General features: G+C 65.2%; 12 protein-coding genes. 6 read left to right on the plus strand and 6 right to left on the minus strand.

Going from position 1 to position 15,508, the window contains the following annotated elements:
• Positions 1-121: 121 nt before the first annotated feature.
• From thiP to FJW06_RS14460, 3 genes are all read left to right on the plus strand, one after another.
• A complete protein-coding gene (thiP, locus tag FJW06_RS14450) occupies positions 122-1,738 on the plus strand; it encodes a thiamine/thiamine pyrophosphate ABC transporter permease (protein ID WP_140752744.1) in 1,617 nt (538 codons plus the stop codon).
• Complete coding sequence (gene thiQ / locus FJW06_RS14455) at positions 1,735-2,517, plus strand: thiamine ABC transporter ATP-binding protein (RefSeq protein ID WP_140752746.1); 783 nt, start codon at positions 1,735-1,737, stop codon at positions 2,515-2,517. The genes thiP and thiQ overlap by 4 nt, the downstream gene beginning before the upstream one ends.
• Positions 2,518-2,670: 153 nt before the next feature.
• A complete protein-coding gene (locus FJW06_RS14460) occupies positions 2,671-4,137 on the plus strand; it encodes a M48 family metalloprotease (protein WP_140752747.1) in 1,467 nt (488 codons plus the stop codon).
• A gap of 72 nt (positions 4,138-4,209) precedes the next feature.
• Here FJW06_RS14460 and FJW06_RS14465 read toward each other — a convergent pair whose 3' ends face one another.
• Together FJW06_RS14465 and FJW06_RS14470 are read right to left on the minus strand one after the other, a co-directional pair.
• Positions 4,210-6,174: a caspase family protein gene (locus FJW06_RS14465; RefSeq protein ID WP_140752748.1), complete on the minus strand. Its 1,965-nt coding sequence runs from the start codon at positions 6,172-6,174 to the stop codon at positions 4,210-4,212.
• A gap of 164 nt (positions 6,175-6,338) precedes the next feature.
• Positions 6,339-7,202 (minus strand): RNA polymerase factor sigma-32, encoded by an 864-nt coding sequence (locus FJW06_RS14470; protein ID WP_140752749.1) that lies wholly within the window; start codon positions 7,200-7,202, stop codon positions 6,339-6,341.
• A 304-nt stretch (positions 7,203-7,506) separates the two neighbouring features.
• Here FJW06_RS14470 and FJW06_RS14475 point away from each other — a divergent pair, with 304 nt between their 5' ends.
• The 3 genes from FJW06_RS14475 (at position 7,507) to FJW06_RS14485 (ending at position 9,931) form a co-directional block, all read left to right on the plus strand.
• On the plus strand, positions 7,507-8,280 hold the full coding sequence (locus FJW06_RS14475) for an amino acid ABC transporter substrate-binding protein (protein WP_140752750.1): 774 nt from the start codon (positions 7,507-7,509) through the stop codon (positions 8,278-8,280).
• Positions 8,281-8,477: 197 nt separating this feature from the next.
• A complete protein-coding gene (locus tag FJW06_RS14480; RefSeq protein WP_140752751.1) occupies positions 8,478-9,158 on the plus strand; it encodes an ABC transporter permease subunit in 681 nt (226 codons plus the stop codon).
• Entirely contained in the window at positions 9,155-9,931 is a 777-nt protein-coding gene (locus FJW06_RS14485) for an amino acid ABC transporter ATP-binding protein (protein WP_140752752.1), read from the plus strand. Before FJW06_RS14480 ends, FJW06_RS14485 begins: the two co-directional genes overlap by 4 nt.
• Before the next feature lie 68 nt (positions 9,932-9,999).
• Here the strand turns inward: FJW06_RS14485 and FJW06_RS14490 are convergent, their stop codons facing one another.
• From FJW06_RS14490 to FJW06_RS14505, 4 genes are all read right to left on the minus strand, one after another.
• On the minus strand, positions 10,000-10,581 hold the full coding sequence (locus FJW06_RS14490; RefSeq protein ID WP_140752753.1) for a CarD family transcriptional regulator: 582 nt from the start codon (positions 10,579-10,581) through the stop codon (positions 10,000-10,002).
• 373 nt (positions 10,582-10,954) lie between these two features.
• A complete protein-coding gene (gene fdxA / locus FJW06_RS14495) occupies positions 10,955-11,293 on the minus strand; it encodes a ferredoxin FdxA (protein WP_095767304.1) in 339 nt (112 codons plus the stop codon).
• Positions 11,294-11,495: 202 nt separating this feature from the next.
• Positions 11,496-11,882: an RNA-binding S4 domain-containing protein gene (locus tag FJW06_RS14500; RefSeq protein WP_140752755.1), complete on the minus strand. Its 387-nt coding sequence runs from the start codon at positions 11,880-11,882 to the stop codon at positions 11,496-11,498.
• Positions 11,883-12,033: 151 nt separating this feature from the next.
• Positions 12,034-15,441, minus strand: a complete 3,408-nt coding sequence (locus FJW06_RS14505) for a helicase-related protein (RefSeq protein ID WP_140752757.1) — start codon at positions 15,439-15,441, stop codon at positions 12,034-12,036.
• Between the last annotated feature and the right edge of the window lie 67 nt (positions 15,442-15,508).

Here is a 15,508-nt window from a genome sequence, read left to right on the forward strand (position 1 = left end):
CGTTGCAGGGGTGAGCGAGACGCGGACGCTGCCGATCTCCCCCCTTGTGGGGGAGATGGCCGGCAGGCCAAAGGGGGGCGCGAAGGAACGCGGCTTTCGCTGAATTCCACCCAGGTGCAGCGTGCACCCTGCGCGTGACTCCCGCGTCACCGCCGGCGTCGTCGCGCTGGCGGCCATAGCGCTGCTCATCGGCGGTGCCTTCGCCGGCCTCGCCGTCGAAGGCGCGCACGACCTTTCCGGCGCTGCCGCCGCCTTCGACGGCTACCTCCTGCGCGTCGCCCGCTTCACGCTTTGGCAGGCGCTGCTGTCGACGCTCTTGTCGGTCGCGCCGGCGCTGCTCGTGGCGCGCGCCTTGTCCCGGCATCCAGCCTTTCCCGGCCGCCGACTGATCCTGCAACTGTTCACGGTGCCGCTGGCCTTGCCGGCGATCGTCGCCGCGCTCGGCGTCTTGGCTCTCTATGGCCGGGCCGGGTATTTTGCCGGCGTCTTCGCCCGGCTTGGCGGCGGAGAGTGGCCGGGCATCTACGGCCTCTCCGGCATCCTGGTTGCGCATGTCTTCTTCAACCTGCCCTTGACGACGCGCCTGTTCCTGGAGGCGCTGGGCACCATTCCGGCCGACCAATGGCGACTGGCGAGCCAACTCGGCATGGGCGCCCGGCCGGCCTTCCGGCTGATCGAATGGCCGGCGTTGCGCGCAGCTTTGCCGGGCGTCGCGGGGCTGGTCTTCATGCTCTGCGTCACCTCCTTCACCATCGTGCTGACGCTGGGCGGCGGTCCGGCCGCGACGACGCTCGAGGTCGCCATCTACCAGGCGTTGCGCTTCGATTTCGATCCCGCGCGCGCCGTGGTGCTGACGCTGCTGCAGATCGCGCTGACCTTCATCGTGGTCGTGGCGCTCACGCGGCTCGGTGCCAACACGGTCGGCGACGCCAATCTACCGGTGGCGCCACGCCGCTACCTTTCGGCGAGCCGCATGGAGAGCATGCTGAATGCCGGCCTCATCACGCTTGCCCTGCTGTTCGTCGCCGGACCGATGGCGGCGACGGTGTTCTCAGGCTTGGGGGCCGATCTCGGCCGATTGGCGGGCGAGGAAGCGGTGCGCCGCGCGACGCTCACCAGTGCGGGCCTCGCCTTGCTTGCGGCGTTGCTCAGCGTGACCTTGTCGCTGGCGTTGATCGCGGCGCGGCGCGCGCTGACCCTGCGGCGCCGGGCAGGCGGCGCCATGGGCCTGCTCGAGCATGCCGCAGACACCGGCGCCGGCTTCGTGCTCGTCGTGCCGCCGATCGTAATTGGCGCCGGCTGGTTCCTGGCGTTGCGCAACATCACCGACGTCTTCGCCGTCGCGCCGGTCATGGTCGTCGCCGTCAACGCGGTGATGGCGATGCCCTTCGCCATTCGCGCCATTCGCCCGGCTTATGACGCGGCGAGCGAGCGCCATGAGCGGCTTTGCCTGGCGCTCGGCATATCCGGCTGGACCCGGCTCAGCCTGATCGACTGGCCGTCGCTGCGGCGGCCCTTGGCCACCGGCTTCGCCTTCGCCATGGCGCTGTCGCTCGGCGATCTTGGCGTGATCGCGCTGTTCGGCAGCGATTCCGTGCAGACCTTGCCTTATCTGCTTTTGGCGCGCATGGGGAGCTACCGGACCGCCGACGCCGCCGGGCTTGCCTTGCTGCTCGGCCTCGTCTGCCTGATGCTGGTGGTCGTTGCCGACCGGCTGGGGCGGGAAGGAAAGTCATGACGACGAGCACCGACGGCTCGCAAAAGGGCCTCACCGTCGCGCTGGACGGCGTCTCGTTCAGTTATGGCGAGTCTTCCTTCTGCTTCGATGCCGAATTTGCGGCCGGCAGGATCACCGCCATCATGGGGCCAAGCGGTTCCGGCAAGTCGACGCTGCTCAATCTGATAGCCGGCTTCGAAACGCCCGATGCGGGCAAGGTGCTGATCGGCGGCATCGATATCGGCAACACGCTGCCCTCGGCGCGACCGGTGTCGATGGTGTTCCAGGAAAACAATTTGTTCGCGCATCTTTCCGTCGAAGCCAATGTCGGGCTCGGCCGTTCGCCATCGCTGAAACTCGGTGACGCCGACCGCATTGCCGTCGTGGAGGCCCTGGCGCGCGTCGGCTTGGCGGGTAAGGAAAAGCGGCTGCCGCGAGAGCTTTCCGGCGGCGAGCGGCAGCGCGTGGCGCTGGCGAGGGTGCTGCTGCGCGACCGGCCGGTCTTGCTGCTCGACGAGCCTTTCGCATCGCTCGGCCCGGCGCTGCGCGAGGACATGCTCGATCTTGTCGCCGGCATCCACGCCGAACGCGAAATGACGGTGCTGTTCGTCACGCACCAGCCGGAGGATGCGCGCCGTATCGGTCAGGACGTGACCTTTCTCGACGAAGGCACGATCGCGGCGACCGGGCCGGCCGACGATTTCTTCGACCGGTCTGGACCAGATGCGTTCAGGCGCTATATCGGCGGTCGTGGCGGCACCGTTGCCGGATCACAACATATTGCCCGGAAGCGGACATAATTTATGGCCAAACCGGCAATGGGCGATCCGGCGTTTCCTTGCCTTGTCCGGGGGAGTATGGCTAGGTCCGGCCATGCTGGTCCGGCTGGGCCGTGATTTGCCGAAAGATTTGGAAAGGAAGCCGACCTGTCGACCGGCGCTGAGAAAGTGTGGATGAGGCCACTGGCGCGATTTTTCGCGCTGGTGGGCGTCGCCGTGCTCGCGAGCTGCCAGATGTTCACGCCGCCGGACGTGCAGGAGAGCGGCTTCCAGCCTTCCGACAAGCCGATCACCGTCGACAATGTCGTCGCCAACGCCAAGCTCGCCGAAATGGCGAAAGCGCAGCATCCGCGGATTCTCGCCACCTATGGCGGCGAATATTCCGATCCGAAGCTGGAACGCATGGTGGCCAAGGTCGTCGGCAATCTGACGGTGGTGTCGGCCAACCCGACCCAGACCTACCGCATCACCATCCTCAATTCGCCCAACGTCAACGCCTTCGCGCTGCCGGGCGGCTATCTCTATGTAACGCGCGGCCTGCTGGCGCTCGCCAACGATTCCTCCGAGCTTGCCGCCGTCATCGCGCATGAGATGGGCCACGTCACTGCGAATCATGGCCTGCAGCGGCAGCAGCTCGAGGCCGAGGAAGGCCTGGCGACCAAGGTGGTCTCCGACGTGCTCGGCGACAGTCCGACCGCCAAGGCGGCGCTGATCCGCGGCAAGCTCCGGCTCGCGCAATTCTCGCGCAATCAGGAACTCCAGGCCGACGCCATCGGCATCAAGTCGATCGGCGAGGCGGGCTACGATCCTTACGCCGCCGGCCGCTTCCTGCAGTCGATGTCGGCCTATACCGATTTCCGCTCGGTCAGCGGCGCCACCGACGCCAGCCTCGACTTCCTGGCGACGCATCCCAACACGCCGCAGCGCATCGAGCTGGCGCAGCGCCTTGCGCGCAATTTCGGCCCGCCCGGCGTCGGCACGCGCGATCGCGACGCATTTCTGGCCGGCATAGACGGCCTGCTCTATGGCGACACGCCGGAAGAAGGCTATGTGCGCGGCCAGACCTTCATGCACCCCAATCTGGGCGTTTCCTTCACCGTACCGGACGGCTTCGTCATCGACAATTCGGCGGCCGCCGTCACCGCGACCGGACCGGGCGACATCGCCATCCGCTTCGACGGCGTGGCGATCGACAAGTCGGTCTCGCTCACCGATTACATCCGCAGCGGCTGGGTGGCGGGGCTCGAAGACGCCAGCGTGCGCCAGGAGACGATCAACGGCAACGAAGCGGCGATGGCGCATGCAACCGCGCAAGGCTGGCAGTTCGACATCGCGGTGATCCGCGCCGGCGGGCAGGTCTACAGGCTGCTGACGGCGGCGCCCTCGGCCAGCACGGCGCTGGATCCGGTCGCGCGCTCGGTCAGCGGCTCCTTCCGCGTGCTGAGCCCGGCCGAGAAGGCGGCGCTGAAGCCGCTGCACATCCGGGTCGTCACCGTCCAGGCCGGCCAGACGATGGGCTCGCTCGCGGCCCAGATGGTCGGCGTCGACCGCAAGCTCGACCTCTTCCGCGTGCTCAACGCCATGTCACCCGGCGCCAGCGTATCGGCCGGCGACAAGGTCAAGATCGTCACCGACAGGTAGGGTGCCTGCGGGTTCAGCCCGACCGAGCGTCGTCGGGTGTTTGAACAGTCGCCCGGCCGGCAGCAGCTGTCGTCACAAGCCGTCGCTACCGGTGTCGCCACCTTCGCCGGTATTGCCACGGCTGGCGGGACCAACGCCTTGGTTACCGCCACTCCAGGATGTCCTGCCGGTTTCCGTCGGCACCGGCTTGACCTTTGGCGCTCCCGGAATTGTCCGTGTGATGGTCTTCGGTTTCGACACGGGCACACGAACCACCTTTATCTTTGTGATGACCTTCGGGGCCTTGCACGCCATGACCACGGGACGCACGGGGTGCGCCGGAAGACCGAGAATGCCCATCGAGTACACGTTCTGGCGTTCCATGCCGGCCTTCAGGAAAGCCAGGGCGCGGTCCGGGTCGGCGGGCACGCCATTGCGGCCTTCCTTGAAGATCACCGCAAGGTCCTTTATGGCATCGACATGCCCCATCGCCGCTGCCTGGAGCAGCAGGTCCAATCCCTTGCCGGTGTCACGCTGAACGCCGAGACCATCGAACAAAGCGCGGCCCCAGGCGGCCATGGCGTAGGGGTCTCCATTGTCGGAAGCTTTCGAATAGAGGTCGTTCGCCTTCGACAAGTCGGCAGCCATTCCGGACGAGGCGATGGAGCCGAGCGCGAACAGGGCGCGGATATGTCCCTTGTCCGCCGCCTCCTGGATCGCCTGCCTGGCTTCGTCGATCCTGCCCGCCGCCAGCAGCGCCCGCCCCAGCTCGTAACGGAAGCGCGCAATGTCGGGATAGGATTTCACCGCCGCCTGGCAGGCGTCGACAGCCCCGCCGCCGATCTCATTCGGCAACCGGCCCGGGGCGGCGCCCTGCAGGTCGAGCGGCTCGCCGGCGGCCTGGTCGCAAGGGTCGACGTTCGGCGACAGTTTCACCGTCGCCTGTTTCGCGGCGTTGCCCACGCGGACCTGTAAGCCGATGTCGACGGGAGCGGCCGAGCCGATCTGCGGCTCGTAGCGCAGATTGCCGACCTCACCGGCCATTAGGCTCGATTGCGGCGACAGCACGCGATCCGGCAGGGACAGCGTTCCGGTCGCCGGGTAGCTCGCAAGCTTGAGGCTGACCCCGGCATCCTTGGCCGGGAAATCCAGCTTCAGCGGCACGGGGCCGACGCCGACCGGGACGCGGATCTCGCGATTTCCAATCGCCTCGGCAGCGGCGGCGACTTCGATTCCGCGCTCCGCCGTCTGCTGATCCTGCTCAGTGTCGGGCGGCGGCGCCGGTTGCTCGGTCCCGCGCATCAGCACGACGTCGTCGATCAGCGATGAGTTCTCCCACGGTACCTGCTTGCCGTTGGTCGCCTTGACCACATCGCGGCGCACGGCCGCCATCACCGAGCGTATCTCCTGGTTCGGCGCCAGCGCGCGGCGGGAGAAGGCGGATGAAAACGGGCTGAGGTCGCCGGAGCCGTCATAGGCGACCGCCCCCGGCTCGGTGGCAAAGGCGATCAGCGTGTTCTGCGAGCCTGTCACCTGCGCAAGACCGCTGCCGCCGGCGACGATCAACTGATCGCGCAGCCAATAGTCCTTGCGCGGGAACGGATTGTTGCGGCAGGCGTCCAGAATGATCATCTGGATCTTCGATCTTGAGCGCAACTGCCGCAATATGTCGTCGACCTTGATGGCCTGGACTTCCATGTCGGCTGGGTCTTTCAGCGACGCGTCGACCGGGATCAGGAAATTCTCGCCGCCGATCTGAAAGCCGTGGCCGGAATAATAGACGACCGCCAGATCCGCGCCGTCGGCCGCCGCCAGATAGTTGCGGAACTTCTCTTCGAACTGAAGCCTGGTGAGGTCCTTGGCCGCAAAGACCTCGAAACCGGCCTGCCGGAAGGTGTTCGACACATCCTCGGCGTCCTTGTCGGGATTCTTGAGGACCGGGATCTCGCGGTATTGCGAATTGCCGATGACGAGGACAACCCTTCGATCGGCATGCGCTTCGAACGTGGTGAGACCCACGAGGATCAAGGCAGCAAGGAGCGCGCAGCATCGCAGCATAGCAAATCCCCCATAAGTTGTGACCTGGAGGAGTCAAAAGCCGATCGCGGCTCAACGGTCTGTTAAAAAGCTCACAATCCCGATTATTATCGAAGAGAATTTCGCCGATGGCGGCGTATTCTGATTTAATAAATTTCTTATCTTTGATTTTTCCCGGATCAAGTTCAGGCGGCTTCCGCCAAAAATTCCGGGTTCTGCTTCACCAGGGCCAGCTTCAGCTTTTCCATGGCGCGGGCCTCGATCTGGCGTACGCGCTCCTTCGAGATGCCGAGCTGTTCGCCAAGCGATTCCAGCGTGGCGCCGTCATCGCTCAGCCTGCGCTCCTCGATAATGCGAAGCTCGCGGGCGTTGAGCGCGCCGAGCGCGCTCCTCAGCCACACGGCCCGGCGCTGGACATCGATCCTCTCGCCGACGATCTCGTCGGGAAGAGGGTCTTCTGAGACCAGGAAATCCATTCGCTCGGCGGCGCCGTTCTCGTCGGCCAAAGGCGCGTTGAGCGAGCTGTCGGGCGAGGACAGGCGCGAATCCATCATCGCCACATCAGCCTCCGGAACGCCGAGCGCCGCCGAGACCTCGCGGTAGAGCGAGGCGTTGGAGAGCGGCTCGGCACCGTTGGCCAGCCGTGCGCGCAGGCGCCTGAGGTTGAAGAAGAGCGCCTTCTGCGCCGAACTGGTACCACCGCGCACGATCGACCAGTTGCGCAGGATATAATCCTGCATCGAGGCGCGGATCCACCAGGTGGCATAGGTCGAGAAGCGAACTTCGCGCGCGGGCTCGAAACGCGCCGCCGCCTCAAGCAGGCCGACATGGCCCTCCTGGATGAGATCGCCGAGCGGCAGGCCGTAGTGGCGGAATTTCGAGGCCATGGAGATGACCAAGCGCATATGAGCGACGGTGATCCTGTGCAGCGCGTGCTGGTCGTTCTCTTCCTTCCAGCGGAGCGCAAGCACATGCTCCTCGTCACGCTCGAGGTACGGAGCCTTCATTGCCGCCCGGACCAGTGTCCGTCCTGCCGCGTCCTCGATCATGTCGGCTCCTTTTGCGACGATTGCGCGTATAACGGTTGAAAAGACGCCGTCGCGCCCTACAACAGCCATGCAACGTGTCAGGCGCAGGGATGGTTCCGCCGCCCGAGGGGGCAGATGTTGCCAGCGGGAACATTTTGTTATCGGCCGGGGAAAGCCGCTTGTCGGATTCCTGGCTGATTTTGAGAATCAGATTTCTGGTAGAGCCTGATTTTTGAAATCTTGTTCCTTATTTTGCGGCCTTCTATCTGTCAATTTCCGCTCTCACAATCGCGCCGGGCAACGGTCAAAACGGGATCACAGAAAAATGAAATGGCTCAAACCGCTCCTTATCGCTGGAACGCTGCAGGTTCTGGCGATCACTGCCGGCCATGCCGGCGCCAATCTCGATCAGATCAAGCAGGCCGGGGTGTTCAAGGTCGGTACTGAAGGGACCTACGCGCCCTTCACCTATCACGACGAGTCCAACGCGCTGGTCGGCTTCGACGTCGAGATCGCCAAGGCCATCGGCGACAAGCTCGGCGTCAAGGTCGAGTTCCTCGAAGGCAAGTGGGACGGGCTGATCGCCGGCCTCGACGCCAACCGCTACGACGCCGTCATCAACGAGGTCGGCATCACCGACGCGCGCAAGGCCAAGTATGATTTCTCCGATCCCTACATCGCCTCGAAGGCGGTGCTGATCGTGCGTGGCGACAACACCGACATCAAGACCTTTGCCGATCTCAAGGGCAAGAAGTCGGCGCAGTCGCTGACCTCAAACTTCGGCAAGCTCGCGGAGAAGAACGGCGCCGAGCTCGTCGGTACCGACGGCTTCGACCAGTCGATCCAGCTTCTGCTCACCGGCCGCGCCGACGCCACCATCAACGACAGCCTGTCCTTCCTCGACTTCAAGAAGCACAAGCCGGACGCCAATGTGAAGATCGCCGCGCAGGAAGAGAACGCCGATTATTCCGGCGTCATCGTGCGCAAGGGCGATCCGGAGCTGGTCGCGGCCATCAACAAGGCGCTGGCCGATATCAAGGCCGACGGCAGCTATCAGAAGATCGCCGACAAATATTTCGGCCAAGACGTTTCGAAGTAAGGCAATCGTCCTCTTGATCGCGAACCGGCGGGCCGTCATGACGGCCCGCCGGTTTTTGCACGGCATTCGTGGGCCGTCTTTGACGGCCCGCCCTTTTTGCACGGCATTCGTTGGGGCCGTCTTTGACGGCCCGACGGGTTTTGCATGATAGTCCATACGGGGGGAACCCCGCCGTATCTCGAAGGGAGAAGCGCTCCGTGCCGGACTGGCTGCAATTGATGCTGGAATCGTTGCCGACGCTTTTATGGGCGGCGCTGATCTTTACCGTGCCGCTGACGCTTTTGTCCTTCGCGCTCGGGCTCATCGCCGGGCTAGTGACGGCGCTGATCCGGCTGTTCGGCCCGAAGCCACTGGTCGCGCTGGTGCGTTTCTATGTCTGGATCTTTCGCGGCACGCCGCTTCTGGTGCAGCTCTTCCTGATCTTCTACGGGCTGCCCTCGGTCGGCATCCTGCTCGATGCCTTTCCCGCCGCGCTGATCGGCTTCACGCTCAACATCGGCGCCTACACCTCCGAGATCATCCGCGCCGTCATCGGCTCGGTGCCGAAGGGCCAGTGGGAAGCGTCCTATTCGATCGGCATGACCTGGAGCCAGGCGATGCGGCGCACCATCCTGCCGCAAGCCGGCCGCGTCGCGGTGCCGCCGCTCTCCAACACCTTCATCTCGCTGGTCAAGGACACCTCGCTGGCGGCTGCGATCACCGTGCCCGAGATGTTCCAGGCCGCGCAGCGCATCGTCGCCACCACCTATGAGCCGCTGATCCTCTATGTCGAGGCGGCGGCGCTCTACCTCGTGATGAGCTCGGTGCTGTCGGCGCTGCAGGCGCGGCTGGAGGTGCGGCTCAACCGTTACGGCGGGTTCCTGGAGGCAAACGCATGATCGGCCTCACCGACATCGAGAAGCGCTTCGGCGACAATCTGGTGCTGAAGGGCGTCACGGTCAGCCTCAACGAGGGCAGCGTGACGGCGCTGGTCGGCCCTTCGGGCGGCGGCAAGAGCACGCTCCTGCGCTGCATCAACCTCTTGGAGATCCCGACCTCCGGTTCCTTGCGCATCGGCGAGGAGACGCTCGCGTTTCATCCAGGCGTCAAGGTGCCGGCCAAGGATATCCAGCGCATCCGCCTTCAGACCGGCATGGTGTTCCAGAATTTCCAGCTCTTTCCGCATCGCACGGCGATCGAGAATGTCATGGAAGGGCTGGTGACGGTGCTGAAATGGCCCGAGCCGAGGGCGCGCGAGCGGGCGCTGGCGCTGCTCGAAAAAGTCGGCATGACGCACAAGGCCGATGCCTGGCCGGCGACGCTGTCGGGCGGCCAGCAGCAGCGCGTGGCGATTGCCCGGGCGCTGGCGCCGTCGCCGCGTGTTTTGCTCTGCGACGAGCCGACCTCGGCGCTCGATCCGGAGCTGGCGCAGGAAGTGGTCGACGTGCTTGGGCAACTCGCGCGCGAAGGCACGACCATGGTGATGGCCACGCATGATCTGAGGCTCGCCTCCAAGATCGCCCAGGAGGTCATCTTCCTCGATGCCGGCGCGATCGTCGAGAAAGGACCGGCCACAGTCGTCTTCGACAATCCGGAGCGCGAGCGGACCAAGCGCTTCATCGCCTCGCTGCGTCAGGAAGAGGCGCAGAAGGAAGCCGGTAGTGAGGTGTAGAAATTGGTATCAGAAACAAAAAACCCGGCGCGAGGCCGGGTTTTTCGGAACTCCAAAAGCGAAAAAGCTCAGGCAGCCTCTTCCTGCTCGGCTTCCTCGTTGTCGGCCTTGGCGCCGCGCTTCGGGCCCTTGTTGAGGTTGACCTCGATGAGGCGCACCGCCTCGGTCTCCGACATGCGGTTCACCGCAGCGATTTCGCGAGCCATGCGGTCGAGCGCGGCTTCATAGAGCTGACGCTCGGAATAGGACTGCTCCGGCTGGTTGTCGGCGCGGTAGAGGTCGCGCACGACTTCCGAGATCGAGATCAGGTCGCCGGAGTTGATCTTGGCGTCATACTCCTGCGCGCGGCGCGACCACATGGTGCGCTTGATGCGGGCGCGACCCTGCACGACCTTGAGCGCACGGTCGACATAGTCCTCTTCCGACAGCTTGCGCATGCCGATCGAGGTCGCCTTGGCGACCGGAACCTTGAGCCGCATCTTGTCCTTCTGGAAATCGATGACGAACAATTCCAGCTTGTGACCCGCAACTTCCTGCTCGTCGATCGCCACGATCTGGCCGACGCCATGCGCGGGGTAGACGATGAACTCGCCGGTCTTGAACCCGTGGCGGGCCGCGTTGGACTTCTTCTGCGGGGTGGTCGTTGCCATTACGCCCTGAACTCCTTAGTTGTGCAGCCGGCATCATGCCGGCTCGAAACCCATGGGGTCGGCGGTGGCCGACCGTTAGCCGCGCAACAGGGTGAACCCACCGGAAAAGCAGGGACCGGCATATCGCACGAATGCGACCGCCTGCCCCAGATCGCTCTGGTCCGGATCTAAAAGCTCACCTTTCAGTGATTTGGGGCGTTAGCGCCATAAATCGACGTTGTGTCACCGGCATGTTTCGCTGATGTAGCACAAAAAGTCGGAAGAATCAAGGTTTTGCTGCATTCGCTAACCCCAAGCGGCAGCGCTGCCTGTCAAGACAGTAATTGTATCGGTCCCGTTACGTCGCGTCATGCCGGTGTTGCCGGCCGCTCTATCAATCGCCTTCCCCGGGCTCCGCCGAAAAATACTTCTCGAACTTTCCGGTCTCGCCGTCAAAGGTCTTGGCGTCTGCCGGCGGCTCTTTCTTGGCGGTGATGTTGGGCCATTTCTCGGCGTATTCCGAGTTGATCTGCAACCATTTGTCGAGGCCGCCCTCAGTGTCCGGCTTGATCGCGTCGGCCGGGCATTCGGGCTCGCACACGCCGCAGTCGATGCACTCGTCGGGATGGATGACGAGCATGTTCTCGCCCTCGTAGAAACAGTCGACCGGACAGACCTCGATGCAGTCCATATATTTGCATTTGATGCAATTATCGGTCACGACATAGGTCATTGCAGGCTCCGGAAGGTCCCATTTTGTTGGGCTTTTTGGCTGAGGTAACGCCTTTGCCCGCCGCATGCAAGGGTAGGGATTGCCGGCGGAGCCGGAGGGCCGGAAAGGAATTCCGCCGGAAGAGCGCATCGAAGTCACCAGGGGGGGACCGCTGCTCGCTTTTGCCGGAATTGCCCCGGCCGCGCCCCGGGCCGGTTTTGTCTCATTCGTCGCCGAGCAGACGGTCGGTCTGCCGCCGCTCGCGCTTGGTCGGGCGGCCGCTGCCGGCGTCGCGCAGCGCCGGAATGGCGTCCGGGACCGCCCCGTCTTTGGGCGTCGGCGCCGGCGACATGTCCTCGTAGAGCAGCCGCGCCTCGTCGGCCGGTCCGCGCCGCGTGCCGCAATTCACCACCTTCCAGACCAGAATGCGGCCCTCGAGGGTGATGGTCAGCACGTCGCCGGGCTTGACCAGATCGGAGGCCTGCGCTGCTTTGTCGCGATTGATGCGCACGCGTCCGGCGACGACGACCTTCGCCGCCAGCGAGCGCGATTTCACCGCGCGCGAGAAGAACAGCCATTTGTCGATGCGCTGGCGGCCTTCTCCAACCATCGGGGCTAGCTTCGTCGGAGCATGATCTTATCGGAAAACCGGTTCCCGCTTTTCGCTGACGCGGTCCTTCGGTTCGGGATCATGCTGGCTCTTTGATAGAGCATGATCTTGCCCGAAAACCGGTTCCCACTCTTTGGGATCATGCTCGAACCTATTTCTTCAGCTGGTCGCGCAAGGCGGCGAGCTTGGCGAAAGGCGAATCCGGGTCGAAGCGCTGCGGGCGTTCCTCGCGTGGCCTGCTCTGGAAGGCGGGCTTGCTGCCAGGAGCGTTACCCTTGGCGTCCTGCCTGTTGCCCTTCCAGTCGGGCCGGCCCTCGCGGCGGCCTCCTTCGTAGCGATCCGGGCGTTCGCCCTGCGGTCTGCCTTCGCGCCGGTCGCCCGTTTCCGGCTTCGGCTTGAACTTCGAGCGGTCGAAGCGCGGCTTCCCGGCGCCGTCGCGGCGGCCTTCATGTGCCGGCTTGTCACCGGGCTGGCCGCCTCCGGCGCCTGCCTCGCGCGCAGGCTGGCCAGCGCGCGGACGATTGTCGCGGCGGTTGTCGTGGCGATGGCGCGGACGCTGATGATCGAAACGCGCCTGGCGCCATAGAAGGACAGGCTTGGGTTCTTCGGCTTCGGCCAGGGCTTCGCCAGCCTTACCCTCTCCCTCGTGGGGAGCGTCGGCGCGCAGCGCCGGGGCGGGGGGAGCGCCGGCGTCGCTGGTATCGGCACTGCCTGCGTCGTCACCCCCACCCGCGTCGCTTCGGGCCGCGACCTCATCCATAGAGGGGGAGGTGGGCGCCTCGGCGGTTTCGGTCGATTCAAGCACCACAGTGTTCTCTGCGGGGTAGGCCTCTTCCGGGACCTCGGCCGCAGCTTCCGCCAGCTCTCCCGGGGCGGGTTCCGCCGCCGCTTCCACAACGGCGTCAGCGGGAGCTTCGGCTACGGGTTCGACGGCGGCCGGCTCGGAACCCTCGGCCGATGTCTCGGCAACCGTGTCAGTCGTGGCAACTTCGGCCGCCGCTGCCTGCGCGGCAGGCGCCATCTCTTCCGCAGCGAGCTTGGCCGCTGCCTGCTCACGGGCGGCGGCGTCCAGCGCGTCGAGCTTCGCCTTCACCTCGGCGGCCGGCTTGGCCTCGGAGCGATAGCCGAGACCTTTCAGGATCTCCTCCATGTCGTCGGCCGTGGCGCCGAGGATCGACATCATCGGAGGCGTCACCATGAAGGCGTGGCCGTCATAGGCGCCGTCCGGACGCTGGCCGAGACCGGGCTTCCAGTTGGTCGCCGGGCGGATGAGGTCGGCAAGCCGCTCGAGGATGTCGACGCGCACGGCGCGCCGGCCGAGATTGCGGTAGCCGGCGAGCTTGTAGAAGGTCTTGTCGAAGGCCGGGTCGATGACCACCGAGGTGCGGCCGGAGGCCAGCGCGTGCACCACGTCGCCGAAGCCCGGCTTATCCTTGCCGTCGTTCTTCAGCGCCCAAAGCAGCGTCACCAGTCCCGCCGGAGCCGGCTTGATCAGCGCCGGCACGAAGACGTGGTAGGCGCCGAAGCGCACGCCGAGGCGGCGGAGCGCCGCACGGCCGTCCTGGTCGAGCGACTTCATCTCCTCCGCGATGTCGCGGCGGTTGATCAAGCCGAAATGCTCGACCAGCTGGAAGGCGATGCCGCGCGCGATGCCGGTGATCTGGTCGGCATTCTTCAAGTCGACCAGCGGCTTCAAAAGCGACTCGATCTGAAAATTGACGAAACGCTCGGCACGCGCCGCGACCTTGTCGCGGGCAGGGCCGGTCAGCTGCTCGTCGGCAAGCAAGACCAGGCGCGGCTTCAGCGCATCCTCGCCGGCGACCAACGTGCCGATCGGTGCGCCGATCCAGCGCAGGATTCCATCCGAGCCCAAAGCCAGGTCGCCATTGGCGCAGGCGGCGAAGCGTTCGGCGCGCGCGTCGAACTCGGCCGCGAGCGCCTTCTGGGCGGCGGTGCGCACCGCCTTGGCGTCTTCGCCGCCGGCGCTCTGGTCGGCGGTGAAGCGGAACCCTTGCAGCTCGCCGACATGATGGCCTTCGACGAGGACGGTTCCGGTAGGGCTGATTTCGGCTTCAGGCATGGTATTTTCTCTAAGGCGCCGCATGAGGACGGAAGTCCTGCGGTCTACGAAGCGTTTCGTCAACCGCTCATGCAGCGCATCCGACAATCTGTCTTCGATTTCGCGCGTCTTTTCCTGCCAGTGTAGCTGATCGGCCAGCCATCCAGGGCGGTTGGAGACGAAAGTCCAGGTGCGGATCTGCGCGATCCGGTGCGACAGCGTGTCGATGTCGCCTTCCGTCGTGTCGGCGCGCCGCACCTGCTCGGCCATGTAATTCTCATCGACGTGGCCATGGCGCGCAAGGTCCATATAGATGGAGGCAATGAGGTCGGCGTGCTGGGCCGGCGCGATCTTGCGGTAGTCGGGGAGCGCGCAGGCTTCCCAGAGCAGCGCGACGCGCTCCTTGCCGGTTGCCAAAGCGCGGATGTCGCCATCCTTCGACAGATGCTCCAGCGCCTGCGCGTCGACAGCCGGCAGCGCGCGGGTCAGCCCCTCGACCGGCGCATTGGTCTCGGTCGAGCGCTTGAGCGCGTCGAGGCTGGAAAAATCGAAATCGGCGGTGCGCCATTGCAGCACCTTCACCGGGTCGAAATCATGCGCCTCGATCTTGGCGACTAGATCCTCGTCGAACGGATCGACCTGGCCGGTGACGCCGAACGTGCCGTCACGCAGATGCCGGCCGGCGCGGCCGGCGATCTGGCCGAGCTCGGCGGCGGTCAGGTTGCGATATTGATAGCCGTCGAACTTGCGGTTCTGGGCGAACGCGACATGGTCGAGGTCGAGGTTCAGGCCCATGCCGATGGCGTCGGTGGCGACGAGATAATCGACATCGCCGGACTGGAAGATTTCCACCTGCGCGTTGCGGGTGCGCGGCGAGAGCGCGCCGAGCACGACGGCGGCGCCCCCCTGCTGGCGGCGGATCAGCTCGGCAATGGCGTAGACCTCGTCGGCGGAGAAAGCGACGATCGCCGTGCGCCGCGGCAGCCGGGTGAGCTTCTTCGAGCCGGCATAGGCGAGATGCGACAGCCTAGGCCGCGTCACCACCGACACGCCCTTCAGAAGGCGCTGCAGGATGCCATGCATCGTGGCCGCGCCCAGGAGCAGTGTCTCCTGGCGGCCGCGCAGATGCAGGATGCGGTCGGTGAAGATATGGCCGCGCTCGAGATCGCCGGCGAGCTGCACCTCGTCGATGGCGACGAAGGCGGCGTCGGTCTCGCGCGGCATCGCCTCGACGGTGCAGACTGAATACCTCGCGCCAGCGGGCACGATCTTCTCCTCGCCGGTGATCAGCGCCACCTTGTGGGCGCCGACCTTCTCGCAGACGCGCGCATAGACCTCGCGGGCAAGCAGCCTCAGCGGCAGCCCGATGACGCCGGTCTCGTGCGCCACCATGCGCTCGATGGCGAGATGGGTCTTGCCGGTGTTGGTAGGGCCTAGCACGGCCGTCACGTCGCGGCCCGAAAGGATCAGCGGCTGGGAGTGTTTCGGCTGGATGTTCATCGGCTCGGAAATAAGTGTTTCTGCCGCTTTGATTGTTTAAACATGATCTTTTTCCGAAAACCGGTTC

It is taken from the genome of Mesorhizobium sp. B4-1-3 (assembly GCF_006439355.1).
GTDB lineage: Bacteria > Pseudomonadota > Alphaproteobacteria > Rhizobiales > Rhizobiaceae > Mesorhizobium.

What these genes read in the sequence shown, in the direction of transcription:
- thiQ (WP_140752746.1), top strand. Translation starts at nt 1,735, where the DNA reads ATGACGACGAGCACCGACGGCTCGCAAAAGGGCCTCACCGTCGCGCTG.
- FJW06_RS14460 (WP_140752747.1), top strand. Translation starts at nt 2,671, where the DNA reads ATGAGGCCACTGGCGCGATTTTTCGCGCTGGTGGGCGTCGCCGTGCTC.
- FJW06_RS14465 (WP_140752748.1), bottom strand. Translation starts at nt 6,174, where the DNA reads ATGCTGCGATGCTGCGCGCTCCTTGCTGCCTTGATCCTCGTGGGTCTC.
- FJW06_RS14470 (WP_140752749.1), bottom strand. Translation starts at nt 7,202, where the DNA reads ATGATCGAGGACGCGGCAGGACGGACACTGGTCCGGGCGGCAATGAAG.
- FJW06_RS14475 (WP_140752750.1), top strand. Translation starts at nt 7,507, where the DNA reads ATGAAATGGCTCAAACCGCTCCTTATCGCTGGAACGCTGCAGGTTCTG.
- FJW06_RS14485 (WP_140752752.1), top strand. Translation starts at nt 9,155, where the DNA reads ATGATCGGCCTCACCGACATCGAGAAGCGCTTCGGCGACAATCTGGTG.
- FJW06_RS14490 (WP_140752753.1), bottom strand. Translation starts at nt 10,581, where the DNA reads ATGGCAACGACCACCCCGCAGAAGAAGTCCAACGCGGCCCGCCACGGG.
- fdxA (WP_095767304.1), bottom strand. Translation starts at nt 11,293, where the DNA reads ATGACCTATGTCGTGACCGATAATTGCATCAAATGCAAATATATGGAC.
- FJW06_RS14500 (WP_140752755.1), bottom strand. Translation starts at nt 11,882, where the DNA reads ATGGTTGGAGAAGGCCGCCAGCGCATCGACAAATGGCTGTTCTTCTCG.
- FJW06_RS14505 (WP_140752757.1), bottom strand. Translation starts at nt 15,441, where the DNA reads ATGAACATCCAGCCGAAACACTCCCAGCCGCTGATCCTTTCGGGCCGC.